At 60.2% G+C, this 26,715-nt stretch carries 26 protein-coding genes and 1 tRNA gene; 16 read left to right on the top strand and 11 right to left on the bottom strand.

The annotated features are described in order from the left end of the window. Positions 1-6: 6 nt before the first annotated feature. Entirely contained in the window at positions 7-1,161 is a 1,155-nt protein-coding gene (locus CJO11_RS09635) for a serine hydrolase domain-containing protein (protein ID WP_169829175.1), read from the bottom strand. 174 nt (positions 1,162-1,335) lie between these two features. Between CJO11_RS09635 and dcd the strand changes: the two genes are divergently transcribed. Together dcd and CJO11_RS09645 are read left to right on the top strand one after the other, a co-directional pair. Continuing rightward, the gene (gene dcd / locus CJO11_RS09640) at positions 1,336-1,890 is read left to right on the top strand and encodes a dCTP deaminase (protein ID WP_095012524.1); all 555 of its coding nucleotides are present in this window, start codon (positions 1,336-1,338) and stop codon (positions 1,888-1,890) included. Between the two features lie 75 nt (positions 1,891-1,965). Then, positions 1,966-3,147: a saccharopine dehydrogenase family protein gene (locus CJO11_RS09645; protein WP_095012525.1), complete on the top strand. Its 1,182-nt coding sequence runs from the start codon at positions 1,966-1,968 to the stop codon at positions 3,145-3,147. 16 nt (positions 3,148-3,163) lie between these two features. Here CJO11_RS09645 and CJO11_RS09650 read toward each other — a convergent pair whose 3' ends face one another. Further along, complete coding sequence (locus CJO11_RS09650) at positions 3,164-5,302, bottom strand: TonB-dependent receptor (RefSeq protein ID WP_095012526.1); 2,139 nt, start codon at positions 5,300-5,302, stop codon at positions 3,164-3,166. 367 nt (positions 5,303-5,669) lie between these two features. On the opposite strand from CJO11_RS09650, the gene CJO11_RS09655 reads away from it, so the two are divergent. The 4 genes from CJO11_RS09655 to CJO11_RS09670 all read left to right on the top strand — a co-directional run bounded on the left by CJO11_RS09655 (position 5,670) and on the right by CJO11_RS09670 (position 10,423). After that, entirely contained in the window at positions 5,670-6,947 is a 1,278-nt protein-coding gene (locus CJO11_RS09655; protein ID WP_095012527.1) for a tyrosine-type recombinase/integrase, read from the top strand. Continuing rightward, a complete protein-coding gene (locus CJO11_RS09660) occupies positions 6,944-7,573 on the top strand; it encodes a hypothetical protein (protein ID WP_095012528.1) in 630 nt (209 codons plus the stop codon). The genes CJO11_RS09655 and CJO11_RS09660 overlap by 4 nt, the downstream gene beginning before the upstream one ends. Positions 7,574-7,626: 53 nt before the next feature. After that, complete coding sequence (locus CJO11_RS09665; RefSeq protein ID WP_095012529.1) at positions 7,627-7,896, top strand: helix-turn-helix transcriptional regulator; 270 nt, start codon at positions 7,627-7,629, stop codon at positions 7,894-7,896. 76 nt (positions 7,897-7,972) lie between these two features. Next, positions 7,973-10,423, top strand: a complete 2,451-nt coding sequence (locus tag CJO11_RS09670) for a DUF5906 domain-containing protein (RefSeq protein WP_169829176.1) — start codon at positions 7,973-7,975, stop codon at positions 10,421-10,423. A gap of 507 nt (positions 10,424-10,930) precedes the next feature. On the opposite strand, the gene CJO11_RS09675 is transcribed toward CJO11_RS09670, so the two are convergent. After that, a complete protein-coding gene (locus tag CJO11_RS09675; RefSeq protein ID WP_150125013.1) occupies positions 10,931-11,401 on the bottom strand; it encodes a hypothetical protein in 471 nt (156 codons plus the stop codon). 130 nt (positions 11,402-11,531) lie between these two features. Between CJO11_RS09675 and CJO11_RS09680 the strand changes: the two genes are divergently transcribed. Beyond that, positions 11,532-11,954 (top strand): hypothetical protein, encoded by a 423-nt coding sequence (locus tag CJO11_RS09680; RefSeq protein WP_150125014.1) that lies wholly within the window; start codon positions 11,532-11,534, stop codon positions 11,952-11,954. Between the two features lie 517 nt (positions 11,955-12,471). Here the strand turns inward: CJO11_RS09680 and CJO11_RS09690 are convergent. Both CJO11_RS09690 and CJO11_RS09695 read right to left on the bottom strand, forming a co-directional pair. Next, positions 12,472-15,264: a restriction endonuclease gene (locus tag CJO11_RS09690; protein WP_169829177.1), complete on the bottom strand. Its 2,793-nt coding sequence runs from the start codon at positions 15,262-15,264 to the stop codon at positions 12,472-12,474. Next, positions 15,248-17,263 (bottom strand): site-specific DNA-methyltransferase, encoded by a 2,016-nt coding sequence (locus CJO11_RS09695; protein ID WP_240504613.1) that lies wholly within the window; start codon positions 17,261-17,263, stop codon positions 15,248-15,250. Before CJO11_RS09695 ends, CJO11_RS09690 begins: the two co-directional genes overlap by 17 nt. A 296-nt stretch (positions 17,264-17,559) precedes the next feature. Between CJO11_RS09695 and CJO11_RS09700 the strand changes: the two genes are divergently transcribed. The 6 genes from CJO11_RS09700 to CJO11_RS09725 all read left to right on the top strand — a co-directional run bounded on the left by CJO11_RS09700 (position 17,560) and on the right by CJO11_RS09725 (position 20,086). Then, entirely contained in the window at positions 17,560-18,012 is a 453-nt protein-coding gene (locus CJO11_RS09700) for a hypothetical protein (RefSeq protein ID WP_095012534.1), read from the top strand. Between the two features lie 124 nt (positions 18,013-18,136). Further along, the gene (locus CJO11_RS09705; protein ID WP_095012535.1) at positions 18,137-18,634 is read left to right on the top strand and encodes a hypothetical protein; all 498 of its coding nucleotides are present in this window, start codon (positions 18,137-18,139) and stop codon (positions 18,632-18,634) included. After that, positions 18,627-19,028 carry a hypothetical protein gene (locus CJO11_RS09710; RefSeq protein WP_095012536.1) on the top strand — a complete coding sequence of 134 codons (402 nt, stop codon included), beginning with the start codon at positions 18,627-18,629 and terminating at the stop codon, positions 19,026-19,028. Before CJO11_RS09705 ends, CJO11_RS09710 begins: the two co-directional genes overlap by 8 nt. Beyond that, positions 19,003-19,401, top strand: coding sequence for a hypothetical protein (locus tag CJO11_RS09715; protein WP_095012537.1), 399 nt, complete (start codon positions 19,003-19,005; stop codon positions 19,399-19,401). The genes CJO11_RS09710 and CJO11_RS09715 overlap by 26 nt, the downstream gene beginning before the upstream one ends. Continuing rightward, positions 19,398-19,763: a hypothetical protein gene (locus CJO11_RS09720; protein WP_095012538.1), complete on the top strand. Its 366-nt coding sequence runs from the start codon at positions 19,398-19,400 to the stop codon at positions 19,761-19,763. The genes CJO11_RS09715 and CJO11_RS09720 overlap by 4 nt, the downstream gene beginning before the upstream one ends. After that, positions 19,754-20,086, top strand: a complete 333-nt coding sequence (locus tag CJO11_RS09725; protein WP_095012539.1) for a hypothetical protein — start codon at positions 19,754-19,756, stop codon at positions 20,084-20,086. Before CJO11_RS09720 ends, CJO11_RS09725 begins: the two co-directional genes overlap by 10 nt. Positions 20,087-20,271: 185 nt before the next feature. On the opposite strand, the gene CJO11_RS09730 is transcribed toward CJO11_RS09725, so the two are convergent. Further along, complete coding sequence (locus CJO11_RS09730) at positions 20,272-21,249, bottom strand: XRE family transcriptional regulator (protein ID WP_095012540.1); 978 nt, start codon at positions 21,247-21,249, stop codon at positions 20,272-20,274. A gap of 9 nt (positions 21,250-21,258) precedes the next feature. Here CJO11_RS09730 and CJO11_RS09735 point away from each other — a divergent pair, with 9 nt between their 5' ends. Continuing rightward, a complete protein-coding gene (locus CJO11_RS09735; RefSeq protein ID WP_150125015.1) occupies positions 21,259-22,275 on the top strand; it encodes an SEC-C metal-binding domain-containing protein in 1,017 nt (338 codons plus the stop codon). Between the two features lie 78 nt (positions 22,276-22,353). Here the strand turns inward: CJO11_RS09735 and CJO11_RS09740 are convergent. Then, positions 22,354-22,428: transfer RNA gene (locus CJO11_RS09740), tRNA-Gly, on the bottom strand. A 209-nt stretch (positions 22,429-22,637) separates the two neighbouring features. On the opposite strand from CJO11_RS09740, the gene trxA reads away from it, so the two are divergent. Both trxA and CJO11_RS09750 read left to right on the top strand, forming a co-directional pair. Further along, a complete protein-coding gene (gene trxA, locus CJO11_RS09745; protein ID WP_095012542.1) occupies positions 22,638-23,552 on the top strand; it encodes a thioredoxin in 915 nt (304 codons plus the stop codon). 2 nt (positions 23,553-23,554) lie between these two features. Next, positions 23,555-24,166: an LON peptidase substrate-binding domain-containing protein gene (locus CJO11_RS09750; RefSeq protein WP_095012543.1), complete on the top strand. Its 612-nt coding sequence runs from the start codon at positions 23,555-23,557 to the stop codon at positions 24,164-24,166. 4 nt (positions 24,167-24,170) lie between these two features. Here CJO11_RS09750 and CJO11_RS09755 read toward each other — a convergent pair whose 3' ends face one another. From CJO11_RS09755 to CJO11_RS09770, 4 genes are read right to left on the bottom strand one after another with little or no spacing between them, the layout of a single operon-like run. Further along, the gene (locus CJO11_RS09755) at positions 24,171-24,794 is read right to left on the bottom strand and encodes a MarC family protein (protein ID WP_095013334.1); all 624 of its coding nucleotides are present in this window, start codon (positions 24,792-24,794) and stop codon (positions 24,171-24,173) included. Positions 24,795-24,801: 7 nt separating this feature from the next. Continuing rightward, a complete protein-coding gene (locus tag CJO11_RS09760) occupies positions 24,802-25,476 on the bottom strand; it encodes a hypothetical protein (RefSeq protein ID WP_150125016.1) in 675 nt (224 codons plus the stop codon). Beyond that, positions 25,476-26,372 carry a bifunctional methylenetetrahydrofolate dehydrogenase/methenyltetrahydrofolate cyclohydrolase FolD gene (folD, locus tag CJO11_RS09765; RefSeq protein WP_095012545.1) on the bottom strand — a complete coding sequence of 299 codons (897 nt, stop codon included), beginning with the start codon at positions 26,370-26,372 and terminating at the stop codon, positions 25,476-25,478. The genes CJO11_RS09760 and folD overlap by 1 nt, the downstream gene beginning before the upstream one ends. Further along, entirely contained in the window at positions 26,369-26,656 is a 288-nt protein-coding gene (locus CJO11_RS09770; protein ID WP_095012546.1) for a YggT family protein, read from the bottom strand. The genes folD and CJO11_RS09770 overlap by 4 nt, the downstream gene beginning before the upstream one ends. Positions 26,657-26,715: the final 59 nt, after the last annotated feature.

Consider the following 26,715-nt stretch of genomic DNA (forward strand, 5'->3'; position numbering starts at 1 on the left):
GACTCCTCAGCCCTCGACCCAGCTTTGTATGACAGCCTTGCGAATTGCGCGGAACGGAACAGCGGGGTTCATGTCGGTGTTGAACAGCGCCGCCAAGGTCACGCGGGGTTCGGTCCAGGTCTGCAGTAAACTGCTGAAGCCCGAGATGAAGCCGTAATGCATGATGTTCGGTTGCGGCTCGCTCGACCCTGAGACCAGCAGTCCGCAGGCGTATTCGGTATCGCCGTAAACGGCATCGTCTGGCGAATGGCGGTTCGCGCTCGACAGCCTTCCGTCGCGCAAACGACCCGGGGCAAGCATCAGCTCGGTGTAATGTCTGTCGAACAAGGCGTTGTGCAGCAGCAGGTGGTGCCACCGGCAAAGGTCGCCCACCGTCGAGCGCATGGCGCCCGCACCCCCGGCCTGCGAGGGATCGAGATAGTCGCCGTGTACGAACGCGGGCTCATCCTCACCGGTGGCGTTGTATCCCGAGGCCCGGCCGGGCACTACGTCCTTCGCGTCGTCCATGGCAGTTTTGTTAAGACCTAGCGGATTGAACACCAGATCGGTCATGGCCCTTGCCAGGGGTTTGCCCGTTACCTGTTCAATTACCGCACCTAGGACGATGTAGTTGGCATTGCTGTAAAGCCATGCGGTGCCTGGCGCAAAGTCGAACGGATCGGACTGCGCAGCGATCTGTGCCGCCAGTTCGACCTGCGTATGTTCGGGCGTGGCAACGACCGATGGCTCTTTGTCCTCGTCGCTGTGCAGACCGGCAGTCTGATGCATGAGTTCGAGCAAGGTGAATGGGGCGAGGTGGACGAAATCCGGAAGATAGCCCGACACCGGCGCGTCAAGATCGACCTTGCCGAGAGCGGCAAGCCTAATCGCGGCGGCCGCGGCGAATTGCTTCGTCAACGATCCGATACGCAAGATGCTGTTGGCGGTCATTGGAGTGGCGGTTTCGAAATTGGCCCGCCCGTACCCGCGCGCCAACACCGTCTGTTCTGCGTGCGTCACGCAGATCGTGGCGCCCGCGACAGAGCGCTGCGTCAGGGCTTCGGACAGAGCAGCTTCGATCCCGTCGTCTGGCTTCGTTGTGCCGGCGAGCCTCTGTCCGCCTGCGGGCATGGATCGGGCCAGCGCGGGGGCGATCATGGTGCCGGCGGTCGATGCCATCATGGACCTGCGAGACATCAAGATCACGGCGCTCTCCGTCATTTGACACAATCTCGCGCTCATTACTGCAAGCCCAAAGCGTTGCAAGTGAAGCCATGACCAATTCGATTGGAACGCGAGTGGGGATAAGCGCACGGCGGACTTGCCCGCGTCGGGGATGTCGGGAATCACCGGGAAATGGCGATTCTTTCCGATAGATGGATCCGCGAGACTGCCCAGTCGCGCGGCATGATCGAACCCTTCGTCGAGGCCCAGCGGCGCGACGGGTGCATTTCCTATGGCCTGTCGTCGTACGGCTACGACGCGCGGGTGGCGGACGAGTTCAAGATCTTCACCAATGTCGATTCGGCGGTGGTCGATCCGAAAGATTTCGCGGCCAACAGCTTTGTCGACCGCAAGACCGATGTTTGCGTGATCCCGCCCAATTCGTTCGCGCTTGCCCGCACGGTCGAATATTTCCGAGTGCCGGAAGACGTGCTGGTGATTTGCCTCGGCAAGAGCACCTATGCCCGCTGCGGGATCATCGTGAACGTCACTCCGCTCGAACCGGGATGGGAAGGGCACGTGACGCTCGAATTCTCCAATACCACGCCGCTTCCGGCCAAGATCTACGCCAACGAAGGCGCGTGCCAGTTCCTGTTCCTCCAAGGCAACGAGCGGTGCGAGACGAGCTACAAAGACCGGGCGGGCAAATACATGGGCCAGCGCGGCGTGACGCTCCCGAAGCTTTAAGGCTTCCGATGCCGTAGCGGCTTTGACTCCGGCGCACCGCCGGCGCATGCCTTGCTTCGCAAGAGGAGAGCATCGATGGCCGACAATCCCCGCGAATTCGACATCATCGTCTATGGCGCTACCGGCTACACCGGCCGGCTCGTCGCCGAGCATTTCGTGCGCGAATACGGCGGCAAGCCCGAAGCCCCCAAATGGGCGATGGCAGGCCGCAGCGAAGCGAAGCTGGCGGAAGTGCGCGACCTGATCGGCGCTCCGGCGGATACCCCGTTGGTGGTTGCCGATGCCAGCGATCCGGCCAGTCTGACTGCGATGTGCGAGCGCACGCGCGTGGTACTGACCACGGTCGGCCCCTACCAGCTCTACGGCGATGAACTGGTTGCGGCCTGCGTGGCGACCGGGACTGATTATGCCGACCTGTGTGGCGAACCGGTGTGGATGCGCCAGAAGATTGACCAGCACCACGAAGCCGCCAAGGCCAGCGGCGCGCGCATCTGCTTCTCGTCCGGGTTCGATTCGATCCCCTTCGATCTCGGCGTGCTGATGACCCAGAAGGAGGCGAGGGCACGTTTCGGCAAGCCTGCACCCAGGATCAAGTGCCGGGTGCGCTCGATGGTCGGCGGCGCGTCGGGTGGCACAGTCGCCAGCCTTACCGAGACGATGAAAACGGTCGCCAAGCACCCCAGCCTGTTCGGCATCCTGCGCAGCTCGTTCGGCCTGACGCCGGGGTTCGAGGGGCCGGACCAGCCTTCGGGCATGATCCCGGCTTACGAAGACAAGTTCGGCAAATGGGCGGCGCCGTTCGTGATGGCACCGATCAACACCAAGAACGTCCACCGCACCAATTTCTTGCTTGGACATCCCTATGGCGAAGACTTCGTCTACGACGAGATGGTGCTGACCAGTCCCGGCGATGCCGGTAAGGCGGCGGCGAGGGCAGTCGCGGAGACGATGAAGAACCCGTTCGGTGCAAAGCCTCCCAAGCCGGGCGAAGGGCCGACCCCGGAAGAACGCGAAAACGGCTCTTACGACGTGGTGTTCCTTGCCGAAATGCCCGACCGGCAGGACCTGCGCTACGCGGTCAAAGGCAAGTACGACCCGGGTTACGGGTCGACCAGCCGGATGCTTGGCGAAACCGGGATGGCGCTGTTGTCGTGCACCGCGCCGGGTGGGGTCGGCACGCCCGGCGCGTTCCTTGGCGAAGCGTTGGTCGAACGGCTCCGCGAGCACGCGGAGCTGACGTTCGGGCCGGAGGCCTAGCTCCCTCTAGATGCGATCAGAAGCTCACCCGGACGCTCGCTGAAATGTCGCGTCCGGGCTGCGGGGTGTAATCCTTCGTCAGGCTGGTCGCGAGGCGTCCTGTGACGTTGAAGATATTGTCCGCCTTGAGCAGTACGGTAACGTTGTTGTCGCCCTGCAGCGGACGCCACGTCAGTTCGGCATTTACGAAGGTATAGCCGTCGGTCGGGGTTTCGTTGGGTGCGACTTTGTCCTGCCGTCCGAACCACGCGACTTCGCCGCGCAAGCTGACCCTACCTGCATCCGCCTGCAGCGCGCCGAACAACGACAGCGGTGGGATCAGCGGGACATTGGTGTCGTTGGTCAATTTTGCGCGCACGTAGGAAGCGCGGGTCTCCGCCTTCAGCGCGAAACTGTCGGACTGCACCAGCGGCACGTCGAACTCGCCCTCGAAGCCCGAGTAATTCGCATCGCCCTGCGCGAACTGGTAGAGCGGTGCGCCGCCGATCGTGAGGCCGGTGTTGTACTGGTAGATGTAATCCTGGAAGTGGTCGTAGAACCCGGTAAGGCTGACGCGGGCTTCGCCAATCGTGCCGCGCGCGAACAGCTCGCCGCCGACCGCCTTCTCGGGCACCAGCGAAGCGTCTCCTCGCTCGTAGGTTTGCGTGGCATCGTGATAGCCGTCGATGAACAGTTCTTCGGGGCTGGGCGAACGGGCCACACGGTTGAGGTTGGCCCCGAGCTCCAATCCGTCTGTGACTAAGTAGCTGAGACCCAACGCGCCCGAAAACGAGCCGTAGCTCTTGTGTTCGCCGATGTCGGGCGCGGCGATACTCGCGTGCTCATAGCGTCCTGCGACTTGCATCTGCAGCCCACCGAGCGGCACTTGCTGCATCGCGAACACGGCGAACTGGCTGAGCAGGTTGCGCGGCAACAGCGGGTCGCCGATCGTGTCGAGGTGGCGCGAGGTATACTGCACCCCGAGCGAGCCGGACCAGCCCGAGCGCTCGGCTTCCACGAGTTCGCTGCGAGCCTCCAGCCCTTCGACGTTGAAGGTCGTGCCGATATTCGGGCCGTCGTATTCGGAATGGGTATAGTGGCTGAAGGCGACGCGGCTGTTGAGCTTGCTGAACAGCCCGTCACCCAGCGCAAGGTCGGCACGCAGGTCGCCGCGCCATTGCCTCAGGCCGATATGGCCCGGTTCTCCGCCGACATCGCCCGGGCGATTGGGAACGCCATAATATGTGTCATAGTAGCTGAGCGAGGCACCCATGTTGCTGTCGCCCTGGAAGAACGCAATGCCGCCGGTGATGTCGTAGGTGCTGGTGCCGCTGTCGGGAAGTGAGCCGCTCTGGTCTGCCTGGCCGCGAAGGGCAGCGGCCAGTGCCGGGTCAGTGGCTTGAGCGGCATCGGCTTGGGCCAGCAGGCTTGCGCGCAGCGGCTCCGCAACAGTGTAGCCAGGCACGCTGACATCGCCGCTCCGGTGATACGATCCGTCAAGATGCGCCGCGAACCCTCCGCCGATCGGCGCATCGAGCGACAGTGCGCTTTCGCGCATGTCGGCAGCGTTTCCCGCACCCAGAAGGGCGTCGATATGGATCGGTTCGTCGGGCAGGCGGTTGGGAATGCGCTTGTCGATCACGTTGACCGCGCCGCCGATCGCCTGGCTGCCGTAGAGAAGCACTGCCGGCCCGCGCAGCACGTCGATCCGTTCGGCGTTGAACGGGTCGATCGCCACCGCGTGGTCGTCCGACACGTTCGATGCGTCGATCGATCCGATCCCGTCGATCAGCAGCTTGACCCGACTTCCCGAGAATCCGCGCAGCACGGGCCGCGAGGCCCCCGGCGCAAACCCGCTCATCGAAACCCCGGGCTGGCTCTCGAGCACCTCGCCAATTTGGCCCGCGAGACTGCGCTGGAGTGCGACACCCTGCACCACGGAAGTCCCTGCGAGCGTATCGAGCTTCGGAAGCCCCGCACCGGTGACGACGATTTCCTTTGAGTGATAGTCATCGTCGGGCGCATCGCTAGCGGGGGCGGCGGGTTTGGACGCTTCGTGCTTCTTCGGCGGGGGGATCGATCGATCCTGCGCGAAGGCGGGCGCGGTCGATGCGAGGGCAGTCGCGGCGAGCAGGGAGGTAAATGCGACACGCGCCGCTGAATGATATATAGTCACGCGGCGCGAGATACTGCCTCTTCCAGCGATGGCAAGGCATTATTGCAGGTGCGAACGACCAATCGCATTTGCGAGACGACGAACTGCGACGAGCAATTCGGGCCTGACGCAGACCGGTCGGTCGTACGGCGTGTTCGCAAATCCGGAAAAATGGAGCGGGCGAGGCGATTCGAACGCCCGACCCCAACCTTGGCAAGGAGCGCCTCTTACGATTTTCCCGGGGTCTAGACAGTTTTCCCGGATCGAAAAACATTAGGTTCCCTGAGACTTACACGCTACTCCCGCTCTCGGAGGGTTCGGCGCGGTTCGGCGCGGACCGCTTCCCGGTATCCCTAGCGGTATCCCGGGATACGAGAAGGAGCACGGAATGGCAGATAGGAAGAAGAGGGAGCCGATGGAGCGCAAGCGGCTCGCCAACACGGATATTGATGGCCTCAAGCCGTTCAAGGACCGCCGTCGGGAGATAATCGACACGGGCTGCGACGGGCTCCGGCTCCGTATCACGACCAGCGGCAAGCGAAGCTGGTCAGTGGTCTATCGGGTCGCTGGTCAGGCAACCGGAGAGAAGGGCCTGCCCAAGAAGGGGCCGCCCCGGCGCGTGACGCTCGGCTCGACCGAGATGCCGTACAAGGTCGCCCGGCGGAAGGCCCTCGAGGTCATCGAGATGGCAGCGGAGGGTGGGGACTACATCGAGAAGCGCAGCGAGGAGGCCTCCGGCCGTTCCGCTCGCTCGGTCGAGGCGCTCATCGACCGCTTCATTGATGAGTACGCGAAACGCAAGGGCCGGGAAGAGCTCGCCCGGCAATGGCTCAAGAAGCCCGAGGTCAAGAAGTGGCACGGAAAGGAGCTCGCCCAGATCGCCCGCGCCGACATTCACCTCCTACTCGACCGCGTTGCTGTGGGCCGGGGAAAGGCCGCCGCAATCGAGATGCGGAAGCACCTGAGCAAGCTCTTCCATTGGGCGGTGGACCGGCAACTCATTTCCTCCAATCCGATAACACGGCTGGACCGGGACGAGGTGTATGTCGAGCGGGACCGCGTGTTGTCGCTGGACGAGCTACGGCGCGTCTGGGACGCCTGCGGCGACGAGAAGGGCGAGGATATGTGCTACCCCTTCGGTCCGCTCTACCGCATGATAATCCTGACCGGCGCGCGCCGGGCCGAGATCGCGGAGATGGAGCGAGGTTGGCGGAAGGAAGTCAAGCTCGACATGGACGATGAGGAGACAGTGCCGGCCATCGTAATCCCGCCGTCGAAGCACAAGAGCCGTCGCGGCCACACCATCTACCTATCGCCGCCCGCCGTCGCTGTCCTCGACAGCATCCCGGACCTCGGGGGCAAGTACCTGTTCTCCTCGACCGCCGGAAAGACCCCGGTGAGCGGATACTCGAAGGGCAAAGCTCGGCTAGATCGCATCCTCGCAGATCGAGCGGAGAAGGATGAGCTCGAGCCGATGGAGCATTGGACCGTCCACGACATTCGCCGGTCGGTCGCAACCGGCATGGCCGAGATGGGCGTGCCGGGCGAGCATATCGAACATGTGCTTGGGCATTCGGTCGAGAAGCTCCGCCGGACCTACAACAAGCACACCTACGCCTCTGAGGTGCGCGAGGCGCTGTTACGGTGGGGAGCGCTTTGGGCATGACGTTGGAAGAGGCTAGGAAAGCCGCGCGTTATGCTTTCGCTGAGGCCCGAGCGAATGAGGCAGAGGGTCGGAAGTTTAGCGAAGCACGCCGGGAGGCTCGCCATGCCCAGACCCCAGCACGGTTGGAGGGTATACGCGCAAAAGACCCGGACCTTGCTGACCTTATCGAGCAAGACCTTCAATGGTTGGCGCAAACAACACGGGGCTTCGCGGAATGGCCTTTCTCGGAGAAGATTGCCTACTGGTATTGGCTGTTCACCATCGACCACGATCTCATGCCCGAGCCATTCAATGAGTTCCTTACTCGAAGAGAAAAGGGCTTGAAGCGCGAGCCGAGCGATTGGGGGAAGGACCCGGGTCTGAAATCTCGCCGGGGCCACACGTCACAATGGCAGGGGCTTCGGGCGGCTGCCTTCATCCTACTTGATTGGCACGAAACGAAGATGGGTAAGACTGCCACGATAAAATGGCTGGCAGACGAGCTCGCCCTTATCGAACCGAATGTCAGCAATGCCCCAGCCAGTGGTCAGAGCATCGGCAAGGACCTAGCCGCCAAGTTTCGCCATTGGTGGCTGGACGAAAAGGAACCTCGTACCGAATTGGGTAAATCCCCTCGCCCCTCATAATCGGCGAATACCCTCCCGAACCGCAGCGAACCGCCGGAGATAAGGAGGACCACATGGCCGACCAGGCACCCACCGAAGTACGCGCCGATGATGCGCCGGAGCAGGACGAGGAGGAGCAGCGCTCGTCCATCTATATGCTCTGGCCCGAGGTGATGTGCGAGAGCACGCTCAGCAAGACCGTGATCCAGCGCTTGATGAAGCGCGGCAAGTTCCCCTTCCCCGTCCAGCTATCGCCAAATCGCGTCGCTTGGGTCCGCAGCGAGATCGAGGAGTGGGTCGAGGCGAAGAAGCGCGAACGCGTCTTCGAGGTTGAGGCCGCCTGAGTGACGGGCCGCCCGGCCTGAAGCCGCAAGTCGGACGGCCCTAACCATCACCTTGGCTTGGAAAGGGAGACTTTCCGTGAATGAGTATAGTGTCCCCGACTCCGGGGACGAAGGCCTAAGCGTTGAAAACGAGTTTCTCGAAGCGAAGCTCGGGGAAGCCATCGACCACCTCAAGTGGCTCCGGCCGGACGGCCCGTGGACCCTGACGGCCATCTTCCCGGACGGCGGCCCCACCAAGACAGAGACCTTCGGCCCCGAGACCGAGGAGCAGTGCCTGCGCTGGCTCGAGGACCGGACCTCTGAGGGCATGAACCTATATTTCATGGTCAATCCGGCGCGTAGCAAGCTGCGCTCCAAGGCCAAGAAGGAGGACGTGGAGGACCTCGCTTGGCTCCATGTGGATTTGGACCCGAGGAAGAAGCCAGACAGTGACAGGTCTGAGCCTGTTGAGTGGTTCAAGAAGGAACGCGAGCGTGTGCTCGGGGCTTTGCGCGACTTCACCCCGCCTCCTTCGCTCATCATCGACAGCGGGGGCGGCCTTCAGGGCTTCTGGAGGCTCGAGGAGCCGCTGTACATCGGCGGCAACAAGAGCGCGGCCGAGGAGGCGGAGGCCTACAACCAGCAGCTTGAAATCATGCTCGGTGGCGACGCTTGTCACAATTGCGATCGCATCATGCGGCTTCCCGGGACGATCAACCGGCCCAACAAGAAGAAGAGAGCTACTGGCCGCGTCCCCCGGGTGGCAGCGGTTCTCGAGCGCCATGATGACGAAGAACACATCTATGGTTTGGGCATCTTCACTCCAGCCCCTCGGGTCCAGAGCGATGACGGCGGCTTGGTGGCTCCGACCGTGAAGATCAGTGGCAATCTTCCGCGCCTGAAGGACCTCGATGAGCTGCCGGAAGCGGTAACGCCGCGCACCAAGATGCTCATCGTGCAAGGCGATGATCCAGACGACCAGTTGCGCTACGATTCGCGGTCTGAAGTCACGTTTGCGGTATGCTGCGAGCTCGTCAGGGCCGGATGCGATGATGATATGATTGCGGCTGTAATAACTGATCCCGACTTTGGCATCGCAGCCCATACTCTCGCCCAGAAGCGGTACATGGAATATGCCGCTCGGCAAATTCGGCGCGCACGCGAGGAGGTCGAAGAACCGATGCTCCGTAAGCTGAATGAGCGCCACGCGGTGATCAGCGACATCGGCGGCAAGTGCCGCGTGGTTGGCGAAGTATTAGATCGCAATCTTGCCAGACCGCGCACACGCATCTCGAAGCAGAGCTTTGAGGACTTCCGCAACCGTTACATGAACATCAAGGTCCAGACCGGGGTAAACAAGGACAATAGTCCGAGTTACACACCGGCCGGAAAGTGGTGGCTCGAGCATCCGATGCGTCGCCAGTATGAGACCATTGTTTTCGCTCCCGGCAGAGAAGTCCCTGAGGCCTACAACTTGTGGCAGGGCTTCGCGTGTGAGGCCTTGCCAGGTGATGCACACGAGCCCTTTCTCAAGCACCTGAGAGACAACGTCTGTAAGGGTGACGACGACCATTTCCAGTATCTCATTCGATGGATGGCGCGCGCAGTTCAAAACCCGGGCGAGCAGGGCCATGTCGCTGTTGTGCTTCGCGGCGGGCGCGGCACGGGCAAGGGCTCAGTGGCGCAGATATTCGGTTCGCTGTGGGGTCGGCATTTTCTGCACATCAGCAGCGCGAAGCATCTGGTGGGCCAATTCAACGCACACCTGCGCGATTGTGTTGTCCTATTCGCTGACGAGGCTTTCTATGCAGGCGACAAACAGCACGAAAGCACCCTGAAAACGCTCGTGACAGAGGATACGCTCATCGTCGAGGGGAAGGGCATAGATGCTGAGGTTGCGCCGAATTACGTGCACCTCTTTATGGCATCGAACGATGACTGGGTAGTGCCTGCCGGGGCAGACGAAAGGCGCTACTTCATTCTCGACGTTGGCGACGGGAAGAAGCAGGACAAGGCCTACTTCCGCGCGCTGCATCAAGCGATGAATCAGGGTGGCCAGGAAGCGCTGCTCCATTACCTGATGACGATGGACCTGTCCGAATATGAGGTCCGGGAGATACCGCAAACCGACGCCCTGCGTGACCAGAAAGAACAAAGTCTGAAGCCGCAGGAAGAATGGTGGCTCGATGTTTTGAGAAGCGGGGTCATTCCGGGAAAAGTCGAACTGGAGAAGGTGAAGATCGACGGAAGCGATGAAGCACCTGAAAAGCATGGTAGGTTTCGCCGCTCTCTCGGTACATATGAACGGCCCGGCTTGTTCGATCTGATGCGGCTGGGGGCACCCGCTTTGAAGGCATCTGATCCATCGCTAGGTCGCTTCCTCCGCAAGCAGGGCTTTCAACCGGGCCTGATTCAGTCGGGTGGCACGACCGCGCGAGGGTGGCTATTTCCAGCAAATCTATCTGAGGCACGAGCAGCTTGGATCCAGCGGTATGGCGGGGACTGGGGTTTCGATGACCGCTCGGAATGGGTCAAATCGGACCATTAGTCGCTTCGGATCGGACAGTCGGATTTCAGATTGTATCCGACTGTGTGGAAATCTTCTCGATTCATGGCCTTAGGAGCATCGCAGTCGGATCGTCGCGATAGTCGGACACTTCTGGTTCGGAGATGCGCGAAGGCCAAAAGGGACCACCGTGCACTTAGCGGGACTTGGTCGAAAATTTCCGACTAATCCGATTATCCGACTGGATCGAAGAAAAGAACAATAGAGAGAGGCGGTTAGCGCAGTCGGATTACCAGTCGGATAGTCGCTTGCCGAGGCTAGTTTGTGGCTTCTACCTGTTTGGGCTTCCGCCGCCTGCCGTTGCCGCCGTTCGGCCTACGCGCGCGGGCGCGAGATCGCTAATGCCGGAGCCGGGGCCTAACCTAGGGGAGGTCCGGGTCGAGCTTGCCGCTTCCCATACCCCGCTGGGCTTTGTCTTACCCACCGCCTCAGCGGGGATACCGCTAGGGCTACCCTCGCTTGCAGCGGAGCAACCTTGAACTTCGCTAGTTACTCCGCCCGAGGCGGCATCAACCCGGCCTCGCGCATCATCTCATGCAACTCCTCTATGCGGGCGTTTGAGATGTCGTCCGCTGACCTAATAACATTCAATTTTGTCTCGAGATTTTCTATTACCCGGTCGCGGCCTTCTGGCGTCTGAAGGTCATCCATCACCTCAGCAAAGAAGCCGTGAATTAGCCGGTTCCTCGCTTCCAGCGCCTCGCCGAGCGTCTCAGCAATCTCATCGGCCATGCCCGGCACAAGAGCCTTCAATTCGCCGATAATCTGGCCGAGCGTTCTTCGGTCAAGCTTGTCCATGAATTCCTGAGCGAGCCTGCGATGCTCTTCCTCGTCTTCATCAAACCGCCCGTTCGTGATGGTCTTCATGGTGATAACTAATGTGCCGACTGTTAGCTCGAACATCTGCGCCTTGAAGGCGACCCTTCCAAAAAGATCGAATACGTCTTCTTCAGTCGCCAAAGCATTGCTTCCGTCTAAAACTAGCGGGGACACTAGCACCGCACATTCTCCTTTCGTACCGAATTAGCGAAATCGCCACGGCCGCCCGGCTGTGGCTTCCTCCGTCTGTGATGAACAGAAGGAGGATCACATGAATAACGACCAGCAGATGGCCGCCCGGCTAGGCCGCTTCGAGGATTGGACTGAGGGCGAGATCGCTTACATGATCAGAGAGCTCGGCAGCGGGATGTGCCGGGACAAGACAGAGCGCTTCGAGGGCTATTGGGGAGCGTTCACCGCGCTCAAGGTCGCCAATGTGTTCACCTCTCACGGCGACACACCGATGGCAAATGAGTTGGCGGTTGCATGGATAGGTGCGCTCGCCGCCTACGCGCTTAATTCGACCTATTGGGGAAATGAGGTGGCGCCTGCGGGCCCGGCAGACTGCGAAGCGGAGTACAAGACCATCGTCTGCGCTCTGACGATGATCGAGCACGCTGCTCGTCCCATTCAGTACGCTCATGGCCTCCACGACCTGCACCTCAGCGTGAGGGGGGCTCTTGAACTCCCTTAGGTCATTGTAGCTGGGGTCAGCTTCCACTCTTCGCTGGCTCCAGCTGCCGTGGCCGAGGTCAAGGCTCTCCGCTCGGGTTTCCGAGCCTCTGCCAGGCCTCTTCGTACTCGGGAATCGCGTAGTGTTTCGGCTCCAGCCAATGAGACACTACTCCGGTTGCGTTGACAGTTCGGGTAGCAAGCCGCCGAACCTCCTCCATTGTGAGGATGTAGCAAATGGGCGTATCAGAGTTGGCCCGTAGGGTTATCACCCACCATGGGGACCGGAGGTTGTCGAGCGAACTTCCAAGTGGAACAGCTGAGCGCTTCGACAGGGCCTTCGACTGTATGGGCAGGACAGTGGCCTCGTCATCGCTGGCCGCATAAAGGTCTGCGCCTCGGGCGTTTCTCACTGTTGGCATAACATGCCATCCACGCCGGGCGAGTTCCCGGGCAACGTGGTACAGCCCCGAGTTGCCAGTCAATTGATGGCGCACACCCCCCCCTTTTTAAGCCTGAGAAATCGTCAACGGGGTCAATCAGTCACTCGATGCCTCTTCGGATTCTTCGATCCGAAGGCCTGCCTCTGCCGTAGTGAAGTAATAGTCTACCTTGCCGATTGGAGCAGCGTCAAAATGTCGTCTAGCGAACCTGATCCGCATAGCTTCATCCCACTCCAAATCATCAAGCTTGGTGGTACTCTTGGTTTCGCGGACCAAATACAATCGCTCTTGTCCGTCATCATCATAGACAATTGCCCAATCGGGGGAGTACTCGCCGACCGGAGTTCGAACCTTGAACCGCCGCGGCAATTTGGTGAACATCTTCACATGGTCGGAGTTGTTTTCGAGCTTCTTGGCAAAGTCTCTCTCGACATGGCTGTCGTAGATGACGTGATCAAAAAGGTTTGAACCACCAGCTGGCGCCTCAACCACCCCTTGAGAAGGATCGATGCCTGCTCGGGCTGGCTGAGGGTGTAATTCCTCAGAGCTCAAAAACACCACCTCAGCGTCCCACCAATCTTTCTCATCATCGGGCTCGTATTCAACATGCTTCACCATTTCTTCTATGGTCACCGTCCGTATCGCGTTTGCCACGATACGAGCCCACCCCTCCGGGTCATCCAACGCTCGATCTTGCAACTTTGTGGGTACCGCTTCGACAATAGCGGCGATTGTCGGACGGGTCAGAAAGAGCGGAAATTTCGCTGATAGAAGTTGATCCTCTATCAAGCGCACAATGTTCGGCAGTCGAGTTCCATCGATGACGATGGCAGTGCCAGCGCTTTCCGCAACCTCGGTGTCCGAGGTGATCACCTTGCCTTCGTCGTCATAGATGAGTTCGCCGGAGTGGATTATGTTCGACCGCTTGGCGAGAAACTTGATGTCGTCGAGTGCTTCAGCCTCACTGACCGCCGCTGGCAAAATGGAAGCATCGATACTCACCCGATATCTCGCTCTGAAGCGTATTCGCTTCCACAGCTCTTTGAACTCTGGGCTTAGGAACACCTCCTCACGCCGCTTCACCACAACGGTATTGTCTGCGTTATCAGGCTCTGGGCCGTCGCTAGAGCCCGATCCAGCGTATTCCTTATTCAACCCCTCGCGGAATTCGCTAAAAGTCTCGTCAACCACAAGTGTCAGGCGACAGATGGAAGGATCGGTCACACGCTGACCGGTTTCATCAACGGGCAGGCGCAGGCCTCGCCCAATTTGCTGGCGCCTCTCCACCTCAGATCCACTATGTCGCAAGAAACAAACTTGGAAGACGTTTGGGTTGTCCCAACCCTCTTTGAGCGCTGAATGGGAGAAGATGAACGCGCGAGGATTTTCCTTTGTCAGGATCAGTTCTTTGTTTGCGATAATCTCGTCGTAGGCACGTGCCTGTTGCTCTTGAGCATCTTTCGACGCCCCAACAGCATCCTTGAAAATGCCGGTTTTCGTTGAAGGGAAGTAATGAACCCTCAAAGTAGCCGGGTCGGGACACTCATCCGCGCTGAACCCTGCCCTTGCCCATTCTTCACGATACATTTTATCGAACATCCCCGGCAGGACGGGCTTCGGCGTATCATCGCTCGGCCAATAATCTGCAACTCGTTCAACGAAGAAGAGGCTCAGGACCTTAACATCGTAGCCAGCGTCATCGATCTGAGACTGCCGCTGAATGTGCGCACGGATCGAGTGGCGAATTTGATCTTGCCAAACTGATCCTCGGTCAACCCCAGTTTCCTCGCCAACAGAAATCGAGGTGCCATTCTCAAAAATGATACGGTCCGGATTCCTTTCGAAGCGGTCCACCACCATCCCGCGATACTGGCTCAACTCTCCCGAGACATCGAAAAGGTCGTCGCCATTTTGCAAGACCGCATCGACCCGCTCGATCCCTCTGGCGCTAGCCTCATCGATCATCACTTCGGCGAATAATCGCCTTGCCTTTGAGCGGATACGGTCAACTCGAAGATAGGCTTTGCCAGAAGCCCCGGCTGCGACGCCTTTCACTGAAACGCGCTTTACCAAACCGAGCTCGGTGGCAGCTTTTGGACCCAGCCGGTGAACTAGATTGAACTTCTCGGCGTGGGTTGCGCTGTAGCGAAGCACGACCAGTGGATTGAGTGTAGCGATCGCCTTCTTCCGCAAGGGCGTTTTGAAATTTTGCGGCTCATCGACAATCACAACCGGCCGAAGCTTAGAAATCGAAGCCATCCCATTCTCGGTGTCACCCCAGAGTTGCGGCTGCTCTGCCTCCTGATAGATGACCGCTGACTTCGGCTTATCGATAGATTGAACGCTCGCGACTAGGAACTGAACTGTGCTGCTTGGTTCTATAAAATCATCGACCGCAGGGCCCTCGCCAAGGACGCCCCAGCTGAATTGCAGAGATGGGAATTTCGCGCGGAAATGTTCTTCGGTTTGCTCGAAGGTCTTGATCACCCCCGCTCTAATGGCGACCGAATGGGCAAGGATCACAAATTTCCGTAGGCCGTGGGATTGGGCGAGTTGCAGCGCAGTAGCAATATATACATAGGTTTTGCCCGTCCCGGTCTCCATTTCTACCGAGAAGTTGGGGAAGGACCGGGACTGCCCTTGCAAATCATCTTCGATCTCAAGCAGCTCTAGTTCGGTTTGCTTGTCGACTCCCTCTTCACGCCCTGTCACGATGGCAAGCCGAGCAGAGAGAGCATCATAGTCGAGCGCATATTTTTGATGACCGTCTGCGCCAGCAGCTTGACCGACTAAACCTCCCTGGGGAGGGGTTAAAGTACCCTCGAATAGGTCGGCAACGGCTGCGATTGCCGCAGCCTGATGAACTTGGTCCTCAAAGCGAAATTTCACGAGGTATCCGCTCCAACAAGACGAGATTTTTTTGCATACGGGGCGCAAGGGACAGTGTCGTGGAATCGTCCACCTTGTCACCTCGCAAGATAAGAGTGTCGCTCTTCCGAAGACCAAGCTGGTCTGCCGTCTCTGATGAAAAGGCGCCTAAGCAAACAAATAAACGCCCACTCTCTTTCTCGTCTTCTTGTACAAACTCAAAGACTTCAACACCTCCAACATTGTGCATGGTCAGCTGGGAACCCAATCTCACTCCAGCGGCCTTCAGCACTAACTCCCAAGCGACGGCTAAATCATCGGCGCCTTCCACCACCGGTGGAGCATTTGCACCGTCCACAATTCCTTTGATGTATGATTGACCGGTCATCTCACTACGCGCCATGAAATGATTCTCTACTGTGAGCGACGATGGTCGTGCGCGAAAAATGCGGAACCCGAGTTCTTCATTTATCGCCTTAGCAGCCCGTCGGAGGCGCTCAGCAGTGATCTCAAAAATGGTTGTGTATCCAGCTTCAACTGCGTTCTTTCCAGATTCCTCAGACTCATCTGGTTCTTCTGGAGCTTGTACCAACACCCAATTGCGGGCCTTCCCGTCACGAGCATTTTGCTCCCAGACGGCTTGTCCGGTCGACCCCGAACCTGCAAAGAAGTCGATAATGAGATCCCCCTCGTCAGTCAGCGACTGGAATAGTCTGCTTAGAACTGCCGTAGATTTTGGATCGTCAAAAACTTTGGCTTCCATGAGGCTGTCTAGTGCGGAGGAAGCGCCACTCCGGTCCTGATAGAACGTCGAAGGAGGCGCCCACTCCTCTTGCTCATGAAGATACTTCTTAATGCGGATTCGTTTGGCCCTGCCGGTCGGGTAAATCAGCTTACCCTCCGCGTCTAAGCGCTGCATAGTCGGCAGCTCATACCTCCATCCATTGTCGGGTGGTTTGTGGCCCTTAAAATCATAAACGAGGTTCTCTCGGTAGTTCGGACTCGAACTGTTATCAGAAGTCCACACGCCACCGGCATCGATAAAATTATAATGCGAGTGGGCTTTGGAAGGATTTCCTTCCGGCAGACTATCATACCACTCCCGGAGCTCGTCTTTCGCAGATTCGAAGTCTTCGCCATGCTTGTCCAAAAGCTCCCGCTCCTTGGCGTAGACAACCTCAAGTCCGGTTTTGCGCTCTCTCCAGACTGTGTTCAATTCCTTGAGATGCTGCCGGTCTCGTGCATAAATAAGAATGTAATCCTGCCCCCCGGCCGTCAGCTTGGCGTCACCTTTTCGCCCGCCTTGCCACGTCATCATGTCGACGAAGTTTTCGGCCCCAAAGACTGCATCCAGAAGCAGGCGCAGGTGATGTAATTCGTTGTTGTCGATTGAAGCTAAAAACACGCCATCTCTGCGCAATAGATGCCTCGCCACCACCAAGCGAGGGAACATCATAGTCAGCCACGGCGCATGCTTTTTACCGCCCTTTTCAATCTTGCTGACATTGGCCTGACCCTGATCATCCAACTGCCCGCTTTCACGAAGGTAATCCGCCTCAGAAATTGCAAACTTGTCGTTATAGGTGAAAGTCTTGCCAGTATTATACGGTGGATCGACATAGATGAGCTTGGCCTTCCCACGGTACCCCGCTTTGAGGACCTTAAGGACTTGAAGGTTATCGCCCTCAATCAAGATGTCTCTTGCCGATGCCCAGTTTAGCGAAGCCTTTTCGTCTGGGATCAAAGTAGCTGTGGTGGCTGCACGAGCTTCGGCTCTAGCATTTTCGATGCCAGGCCATGTGAACGCAAATGACGCGGCATCCCCATCTGCAGCGCCTAAAGCAGCTAGAAGCTGCGGAGCGTCCAGCTCCCCATCCGGAAACGCGGAAGGCACAAGATCACGGATATGCCCTAGCAGCTCTTCAAGTGCGTCTTGGGTTGGCTCGGACGTTACGTTTGAAATTTCAGCCATAGACCCTTCGAAAGATAAAATTGCCCAGCCGACCTCAGCCAGCCGCACCAAAGCCAAGCCACCCCCAAAGCAGAAATCACTTCGGACAGAAACGAGGCTTCGACACCAAGATTGCTCCCGCTCGACATGACAACCAATTGCTCAAAATGGCAATCATGCGGGCGGCTTGTTCCACAAGCGCAGCCCAGCGGAACCCCTTGATTCCAGCCATAGCTTCATTGCGAGCAAGCCGCCTCGTCGCAGCACCAAACTACAATTTCTACTCAAACTACTATTGAGTAGTTGACAGGAGTGGAGTGGTTCGAGCATATGGCTGTGTCGGCCACACGAATCACGGAGTAAGGATGATGGAAACGACCACGATTGAGATTGATTTTGATATTCATAAAATGATTGAGGGAGAGCGCAGGAGCTTTTCCGAGAAGCCCTACATAGCATTGCGGCGCCTTTTGAATTTGCCGGAGATCGAAGAAAAGGATCAAACCACAAGGGTTTCTAGTTCGGGCAGGGCTTGGGAAGAGGATGGCGTGACGATCCCGCACGGGTCACTTGCCAGAATGGAATATGCCCGAGGCACTCAGAAGTACGAGGGACAGTTCCTTGACGGTCACCTCGTGGTCAACGGCGTGGAATATACATCGCTTTCCGCCGCTGCGAGCGCTTTGGCAAAGACGAAGAATGGCGGGAGTCCGAATCTGAACGGCTGGAATTACTGGGAAGTCCAGCTGCCCGGCAGTGACCGTTGGGAAATGATGGAACACAAGCGCCGGAAGGCGAAGGGCAAGGCAATCTTCTAGTATGATGAACAGTTTTCGAGCTGAGGCTCCGGAAGTGAGCGACTAATTGCCGACACTTCCGGAGCCATTCTTTTATCAATAGTCGGCCGTTCGCTCGGCAACGGTCGCCAGCTATCGTCGGACAATGAGATTGACCGACCGCCGCAAGAGGCTCTTCCTCGGAGAGCTTGCCCGCCACGGCATCCTCGTCCGTGCTGCGAGGGCTGCCAGCCCGCGCGCCAGCAGCCGGTACGGTGCGAAGCAGACTTTCCTCGACGAGCGCGACCGCGACCCCGAGTTTGCGGCACAGTGGCAGGAAGCGGTGGAGGCGGCCGAGGCTAGTATCGAGGCCGAGATTTACCGGCGCGCGCAGGAGGGATGGGAGGAGCCCATCTTCGGCGGCCGCCACAAGGAAAAGATCGTCGGCACTGTCCGCAAGTATTCGGACCGCCTGCTCGAGCTTCGCGCCCGGGCGATGCTCCCCGCCTATCGGGAGACGCACGGCATAGCAGTAAACAAGCAGGTGACGCACACGGTCGATGCCGGGGTGCTGGGTGATGCCGTGGCGAAGGTCGCCTTGCAGATGGCTGCAAACCTTAGCCCGAAGCTTCCGGCTCCGGCCCGGGTGATCGACAATGGGTAGGGACAGCGCCCTCGACCTCCTCGCCTTTGCCGTGGCCTATCGGCTTATGAACGCGGCCGAGCGCCGCGCGCTTCGCATCTCTGCGCTGTTCGAGCTGGGGGAGAAGGCCCCCACCAGCCCTGAGCTTGCCGTCCTGTGGGATGAGGACCGCCTGATACGCGGGGAACGCGAGCCCGCCAGCGTCTATGACCGCTGGGTGTTAATGAAGGCCCGGGACGAGGCCGAGCGGCCCGCCTTCGACGAACAATTCTGGCGAATGCGCCGCAGCGACCTCGAAGGCGCTGGCTTCGAGCCGAATGAAGCGCGAGACGTGATCGCGTCGGTGCGCGCGTCCTTGGGCAACAGCCCCGGAAAGAAAGGAGACGACAATGGGACTATTCAAGAAGCAGCATGAGACCGCAGAGCAGAGCGGGTTGCTCGAGCGGCTTAACGAGCTCGCGCAAGAGCGGGTCGAGGCAGCCGAACGCGTCGATCAGGCCATTACTGAGATCGAGACAGCAATCGAAGGGCTGCTCGCCGCAGACAACGCCTTCTTTTCCGAAGTGCGTTCATCCGGTGCGTCGGATCATGGAACCGGCGGCCACCTTCGGCGGGTTATTCGAACCTTGCTGATGGGCCAGATGCAAGTCGCAGCGCCGAAGTTCGTCCGGTACCTCGGCATTCCATTCGTACCTGCCCGAGCGCAAGGCTCGATACGCGAGGCAGTTCAGCGAACGTCGGCCCACAACCTCACCGACCTAATACCGCGCGAGGAGACCGCAGCATGAAAAAGATGATTATCCGCGACATGACCGTGAACGAGATTTCGACCGTGGACGTGCCCGCCGTGAAGGGCGCGACCGCCGTTATCCTGAAGAGCGGCTCGGTCGCCATCCGCAAGAACGCAGCCGAGATCGCCGCCGGACAAGCCGAGCCGCTCTTTAAGGCCGCAGACTATGCCGATGCGATAATGGTCCGCGCTGGCGAGATCGCGCAGCAGACCGGCGTGACCGTGAGCAAGGCCCTCCTCGACCACTCCGGCACTGACCCGGTGATTATAGAGCTGGCGAAGGGCGAGCGCGCGGCCGAGATGGCGGCGATGCGCTCGAAGCAGTCCGCCGTGTTCGAGAAGAGCGCACAATGGAGCTGACCGAGGAGGCGGTCCTGGACCACTATATGGCCCGCTTCGAAGAAACGACGCGGAGGGCGCACACCGTGGCGCTCTCCGCAGCCATCGCCACAGTGAAGGACCGATGGCCCACCCTCGAGCTCGTCCGGCGCGTCTCGAACATCTACAGCGTGGCGGTCGAGGAGCTCGGTGCGTACTTCGGGCTTATTCGCCAGCCCGGGGACCGGGAGGTCTGGGTGGACGTGTTCCGCTCGCCCGACAACCAGCATCTCGTCCGCGACACGATGAACGTGAGCCAGCGCCGGGCCTACGGAACGATGCTGGCGATGCTCGAGGTGGCTTAGCCATGGGCTGGCCGAATTACCTTCCGTCTCCCAATCGCCGCCGCGACGTGCACGGTGAGCCGATCGAGACGGTGAGCCGGCCTTGCCTCCGGTGCCGAAAGCCCTTCGAGAGCGAGGGACCGCACAACCGGCTGTGCGGTCCGTGCGGGAACCGAGCGAGCGATGCGAGCCCTTTGGCGGTGTGACTAAGAAAGCTCGACACTCTTACCCTTGTAGTCTCGCCATAGTCCAAGTCGCTTTATTCGGTACTCGACCAGTTGGGTCGAAGTACCGAAGTGTGCGGCAATTTCTGCGGCGGCAGCCTTTTGTTGAACCATGGTTCGCACGGCCTCGCGAGGTAATAGGCTCGCCGAAGCGAGGAAGTACGCATCGTGTTCTTCAGCCGTGTCATATGTGCGTCCATATGCCCCAGCGATCTTCGCAATTTTGACAAGCTTATGTCCGAGAAGGATGTGCCAATATTCCTCAAGCAAGGTCACGCGTTGTCGCTCGACAGTATGCGTGTCGTTTAAGAGCACGACCCATCGGTCCTGTGCCGAATTGAGTGGAACGCTCATGGCCGACCACTCAGCGCTCGACGCTCCCGATAGCCGTTGCCGTTCTGGGCGGCTCAGGCACTCCGATTGGGTAAGGAATTCGACAGTGACACCCGCGACACGAAGACCAAGCGAATTGAGCGCCGACTGATCGTCAAGCCCGAGGTCTGACCGGAAATCCTCTGCGATGCGCTCGAGCTCTTCTTTCGATAGCTCGACGGGATCATCGAACTCGTCTTCCTCCGAAAAATTGGGTTCGTTCTCGCGATACTGCTCTCTAAGACACGCCGCCGCCGAAAGTAGGGTCTGAACGGTCTGAGAGCTGGTCCCTTTAGCCGCTCGGAAGTGCACGAATGCGACTTCCTCGAACTCGAGGCCCTCATCGTGGGCGTCGGGACCGAGCCATTCCAGAAGCCTGATCTTCGTATTGTTATCAGGCGAGCCTTCGCCTCTGTTGATCCTTGCGAGCGTCGAAAAACTTACGCCGACGATCTTGGAGAGCGCGCGAACACTTAGGCCCTCGCGCCCCATCTTTCCCTTAACTGCTTCTACAAGCTTTTTATCGAAGTCCGTCATCTCCACCTGTGCGAATTGCACGCCTTGACACGGCGCGGCCTGATCCATCATTGTGTGCTGGTGACACAGATTCGCACATCCGATTCGGAAAGGGAAGCCCTGATTGATGAGGGGGTGCTTTCTGCGTTGCGGCTAATCGGCGTGGCCTTGGATGAACGTCGTATCGTTAGGGTTAAGAATCAGGGCCTTGTTGTCCTCGATACCGAGCCCGCCACAACTCAAGAAGTGGACCCAATTGATGAACAACAATCGCAACGACCCGCAGCCGGGACGCGGCAACGGACCGCCCGACGGAAAGGGCCGCCCCGACGACAAGGGGCCACCTCCGGATCGCGGTCGTCCGGTGCGGGATCACGGCTCGGCAGCCTCGTCTCCCGCTACGAACGGCAGCTAGGTGATGTCGAGGAAGCCTATCCCGGTAGTAAGCTCCTCCCCGACGAAGACGGACTTTGGCTCTTCGCCCCTAGCCTGATCTTGGAAGGCCTCGGGCGGAGAGCCATTTTTCTTATCGCACTCCCCGACGACCCAAAGGTCGAGCCGCGCGGCTGGGCATTTTGGGAAGAACGGGGGGAGCTGCGCTGGATCGGACCGAAGCACACAAATCTCTTCGACGGCTCAGTCTGCGCTTACGCTAATGCCAAAGACCATATGTGGTATCCGGGCGACGACCTCAGAGCCCTACTTGACCTCTATTCAGTTTGGGCCGTCCGCCATCTGCATCTTGAGTTGCTCGGGCAATGGGCGGGCCGCCAGTACGCATTGCTCGATCAGAACGGGCGACCCGACCCCTACTATCGTCTTACCCAGATTGATCCGAAGGAGCTTTGCACCTGTTCGTCAGGTAGGCGCTATGGTCAGTGCTGCATGCCAAGCGACCTGCGTGTCGGCATTCTTGCTGCGAAGGTATATTTCGAGCGGCGGCACGGCGGACGCGGGATCGGCGAGAGGAAACCACCCAAGGGAGTCGTAGCATTTCTGAACGGCGAAGGGCCCGCGCCTAGCCTGATCGAATGCCACGAACCTTTACGAGCCCTGCGCGCAAAGGCTCGGGCACGTCGAAGAAGGACATGGGGGTAGCCATACCGCCCGGTATCCCGAGCGGTATCCCTGAGGAACCGCCTGATCGACCCTAAGTCTCGAAAGTCTTGGAAATAATGGAGCGGGCGAGGCGATTCGAACGCCCGACCCCAACCTTGGCAAGGTTGTGCTCTACCCCTGAGCTACGCCCGCTCACTTGGCGTGGCCGGAAGCATGCGTGTTCCGACCGGGGAGGCGCGCGATTAGCAGCGGGTCGGCAGGCTCGCAAGGGGAAAATTGGGCGCCGTCCACGATCCACGTGCAGCGGGCAGATTCCGCTTCACATTACGCCGCAAGCGCCCACATTGGGCGCGAACACATTTGCATTCCTGACATTCTGAGGGGACCGATACGTGGCCAGCATGGGGCTCAATCTCGACGAACAGAAGGCGGTCGACCGCTTCCGCAAGACGGTCGTCGAACCGTCGATGAGCAAACTCGTCATCGTCGACTTCTGGGCCGAGTGGTGCGGGCCGTGCAAGGCGCTCGCGCCGGTGCTCGAGAAGGTCTGCGGCGAATACGCCGACAAGGGCGTGGTGCTCGCCAAGATCAACGTCGACGAAGAGCAGTTCATCGCTGCGCAGTTCCAGGTGCGCTCGATCCCGACGGTCTACGCGATGTTCCAGGGCCAGCCGGTCGCCGACCTGACCAATGCCCGCAGCGAATCCCAATTGAAGCAAATGCTCGACCAGCTGCTTGGCCAGCTGCCGATCGAGGCTGGTGCGGAAGGTGGCAATGGCCAAGGCGCGCCTGACGTTGGGCAGTTCGTGGCAATGGCCGAGGACGTGCTGGCCGAAGGCGACGCCGAGCGCGCTGCCGGGATATTCGCGCAGGTCGCCGAGATGGCTCCCGACAATGCACCCGCCCAGGCCGGCCTGATCCGCGCGCTGGTCGCCGCAGGCAAAGTCGACGAAGCGCAGCAGGTCGCGACTGCGCTCGATCCGAACATGGCCGAAGACCCTGCCGTCAAGACCGCCATGTCCGCGCTCGAACTCGCCGGAACGCAAGTCGACGAAAGCGAGCTTGCCAAGCTACGCGACGCCGCCACCGCCGACCCGTCCGACATGGATGCGCAGCTGGCCTACGCCGAGGCAGCTTATGCCGCGCACGATCGCGATACGGCCGCCGATACCCTGCTAGCGATGATCGCGACCGACCGCGAATGGAACGGCGGTGCGGCGCGAGCGAAGCTGCTACAGATATTCGAAGCGGTAGGGCTGGAAGACCCGTGGGTCGTCGCCACTCGCCGCCGCCTGTCGAAGATCCTGTTCGGATAAGTATGGCGACGCGGCTTTCCATCTTCCCCTTGCCGGGTGCGATCCTGTTCCCCGGATTGCACTTGCCGCTGCATATTTTCGAGCCGCGGTATCGGGCACTGGTGGGCGACGCGCTGGCGCGCGACCGACGGATCGCAATGATCCAGCCGCAACGTGCCGAAGAAGGCGCACCGCTGTTCGCGGTGGGCTGCGTCGGAAAGATCGACGAAGTCGAAGCGCTCGACGATGGCCGCTACAACATCATACTTCAGGGCGAGACGCGGTATCGCATCGTACGCGAGCTCGAAGTCACAACCCCGTTCCGCCAAGTCGAAGCCGAACCGATCGCAGAGGACGACGACGCTGCACTTTCGAGCATCGAACGCGCCGGGTTCGAACTGGAGGCGCGGCGGTTTGCCGACGCGCAGGGCTATTCGGTTGACTGGGACTCGGTTGCGCGGCTCGACGATCGATCGTTGATCGACGGAGTCAGCCAGATCGCTCCGTTCGACTTCGCCGCCAAGCAGGCGCTGCTCGAAGCGCCCACGCTGCAAGCGCGTTGCGAGCTCCTGGTCCAGTTGATGCAGTTCTTCGGGCGCAGCGACCCTGACGAGGACAGGGTCACCTTGCAGTAAGGGCCTAGAGCCCGAACGCTTTACGCACCCCGTCGATCACGTACTGCGCAGCCAATGCGGCAAGCAGCACGCCGAGCAGGCGGGTGATGACCGATTCCACTTTCGAGCCGAACACCCGCATCAGCGGCCCGGCGGCGAGCAGTGCCGCGAGGGTGAGCGCCATCACCACCAATAATGCCGCGAGGACGACCAGCGCCCCTTCGGTGCCAGGCGCCTTGCTGGTCAGCAGCATGACGCTGGCGATTGCCCCCGGTCCGGCGAGCATCGGCATAGCCATCGGAAACACCGAAACATCCTCGATCTCGGGCGTCGCCATGACCTTTTCCGCGCGGTCTTCGCGCCGCTGGGTGCGTTTCTCGAACACCATGTCGAGCGCGATGACAAACAGCATGATCCCGCCCGCGATGCGAAATGCATCGAGCTCGATATGCAGCGCGCCCAGCAGGGCCTGCCCGAACAAAGCGAACACCAGCAGGATCGCCAGCGCAATCACACAGGCGCGGATCGCCATCGATCGGCTCTGCGCCGGGCTCGCGCCCTTGGTGAGGCCGGCATAGATCGGCGCGCAACCCGGCGGGTCGATCACCACGAACAGCGTCACGAACGCCGAAAGGAACAGTTCGGTCAGCATCGCGTCAGTTCGATCCCTGCGGCGGCACGGTCACATTGACAGCCAGCCTTGGCTCGCTCGTGCCTGAGGTCCAGACCTTGAAGCTGCGGGTGCCGTTGTCGATCGAATAGGTCCAGGCGAGCGAGTGGTCGGTCGAGAAGTACATATCGCTTGCGTTTGCCGGGGCGGCGGGCGGAGCCTTGCATTCGGCCACCCTGGCATCGATCATCTCGGGCGCGACCGGCTGCCTGCCGGCAGCCCAGCCGAAATCGAACAGGTAGCGATAGTCGCCCTGCTTGCGGCGCTGCCACACGGTGTAGCCTTCGCCGCTTGGGCCGCCGTCGGGATAGGCGAACGCGATGTGGCTGACCGCGATCGAACCGTCGCAGCTCGACCACACCGCGAGCGGATTCCACGTCACTGCCTTGGCCGGATCACTCTTGCCACTGAGCCACTTCTTCGCTTCGACCGGGCCGGTGCTGAAAAACAGCACCGCGTCCTTCGCAGCGAACTTGCGGAATGCGGTCCACTGGCCCTGTTCCTGCGCCGCGCGGGCGAACGCGAGCTCAGCGGCGACCACTGCGCCGGGGTTGGCGACCGGCCTCAATCCTTCCCGAAACCTGCCGTTACCGGCACAGCCGGCCAGCAAAGTCGCCGCCGAAAGCACGGCGATTCCGGCAAGTCTCGATAAAGAGCGCATCAGATAGCCCCTTTCGCCAGCGCTATCGCTTCATGGCGGTATGCCGCCACGAGGGCATTGCGCAGTAGTACCGCGATCGTCATCGGGCCGACCCCGCCCGGCACCGGGGTGATCGCTCCGGCGACCTCGACTGCTTCGGCGAATGCTACATCGCCGACCAGCCGCCCCTTATCCTTGCCCGGTTCGGGCGGCAGGCGATTGATACCGACGTCGATGACGGTCGCGCCGGGCTTGATCCAGTCGCCCTTGACCATTCCCGGTCGACCGACCGCTGCGACCACGATGTCCGCCCGCCGTACGACTGCGGGCAGGTCCTTCGTGCGGCTGTGCGCGACCGTGACGGTGGCGTTGGCATTGGTCAGCAGCTGCGCCATCGGACGCCCGACCAGTTGCGAGCGGCCGATCACCACCGCATCCTTGCCCGACAGGTCGCCCAGCCGGTCTTCGAGCATCATCATGCAGCCGAAAGGGGTGCACGGGAACAGCCCGTCCTGCTGGTTGGCGAGCCGCGCGATATTGGTATCGGTCAGCCCGTCGACGTCCTTGTCGGGATCGATCAGTGCGATAACCGCCTTGTCGTCGAGATGCGCGGGGAGCGGCAACTGGACGAGGATTCCGTCGACCGCCGGATCGGCGTTGAGCGACTTGACCAGGGCTTCCAGCGCGTCTTGCGTCGTGCTTCCTGGCAGCTTGTGCTCGAAACTCGCCATCCCCGCCGCAATGGTCGCCTTGCCTTTCGAGGCGACGTAGACCTGGCTCGCCGGGTCGTCGCCGACCAGAACCACTGCGAGGCCCGCCTTGCGACCCGACTTGGCTTCGAATTCGGTGGCGAGGACTCCGACACGTTCGCGCAAGTTCGCGGCAAACGCCTTCCCGTCGATGATCTGTGCGGTCACATGTAGGCCCCGGAAAGCGAGATCAGGATCCGCTGGGCCGCCCACAGCAGGAAGATCAGCACCATCGGCGAAAAGTCGATCGCGCCGGTATCGGGCATCATCCGCCGGATCGGCCGCAGGATCGGCTCGAACAGCCGCGAGATCGAGTCTTCGACCGCGACCAGGAAATGGTTGTCGCGCCCGACCACGTTGAAAGCGAACAGCAAGCCGATGATGAACCAGATGATGACCAGCATGTTCACCGTCGAGATGAGCATGGAGAGAATCCCGATAATCGCGTCCATCGTTACCTCTTGATTTGCGACCCTGCAGCTTTAGCCGACCGTTATGGGGTGTATCAACC

The sequence above is a fragment of the Tsuneonella mangrovi genome (genome assembly GCF_002269345.1).
Lineage (GTDB): Bacteria > Pseudomonadota > Alphaproteobacteria > Sphingomonadales > Sphingomonadaceae > Tsuneonella > Tsuneonella mangrovi.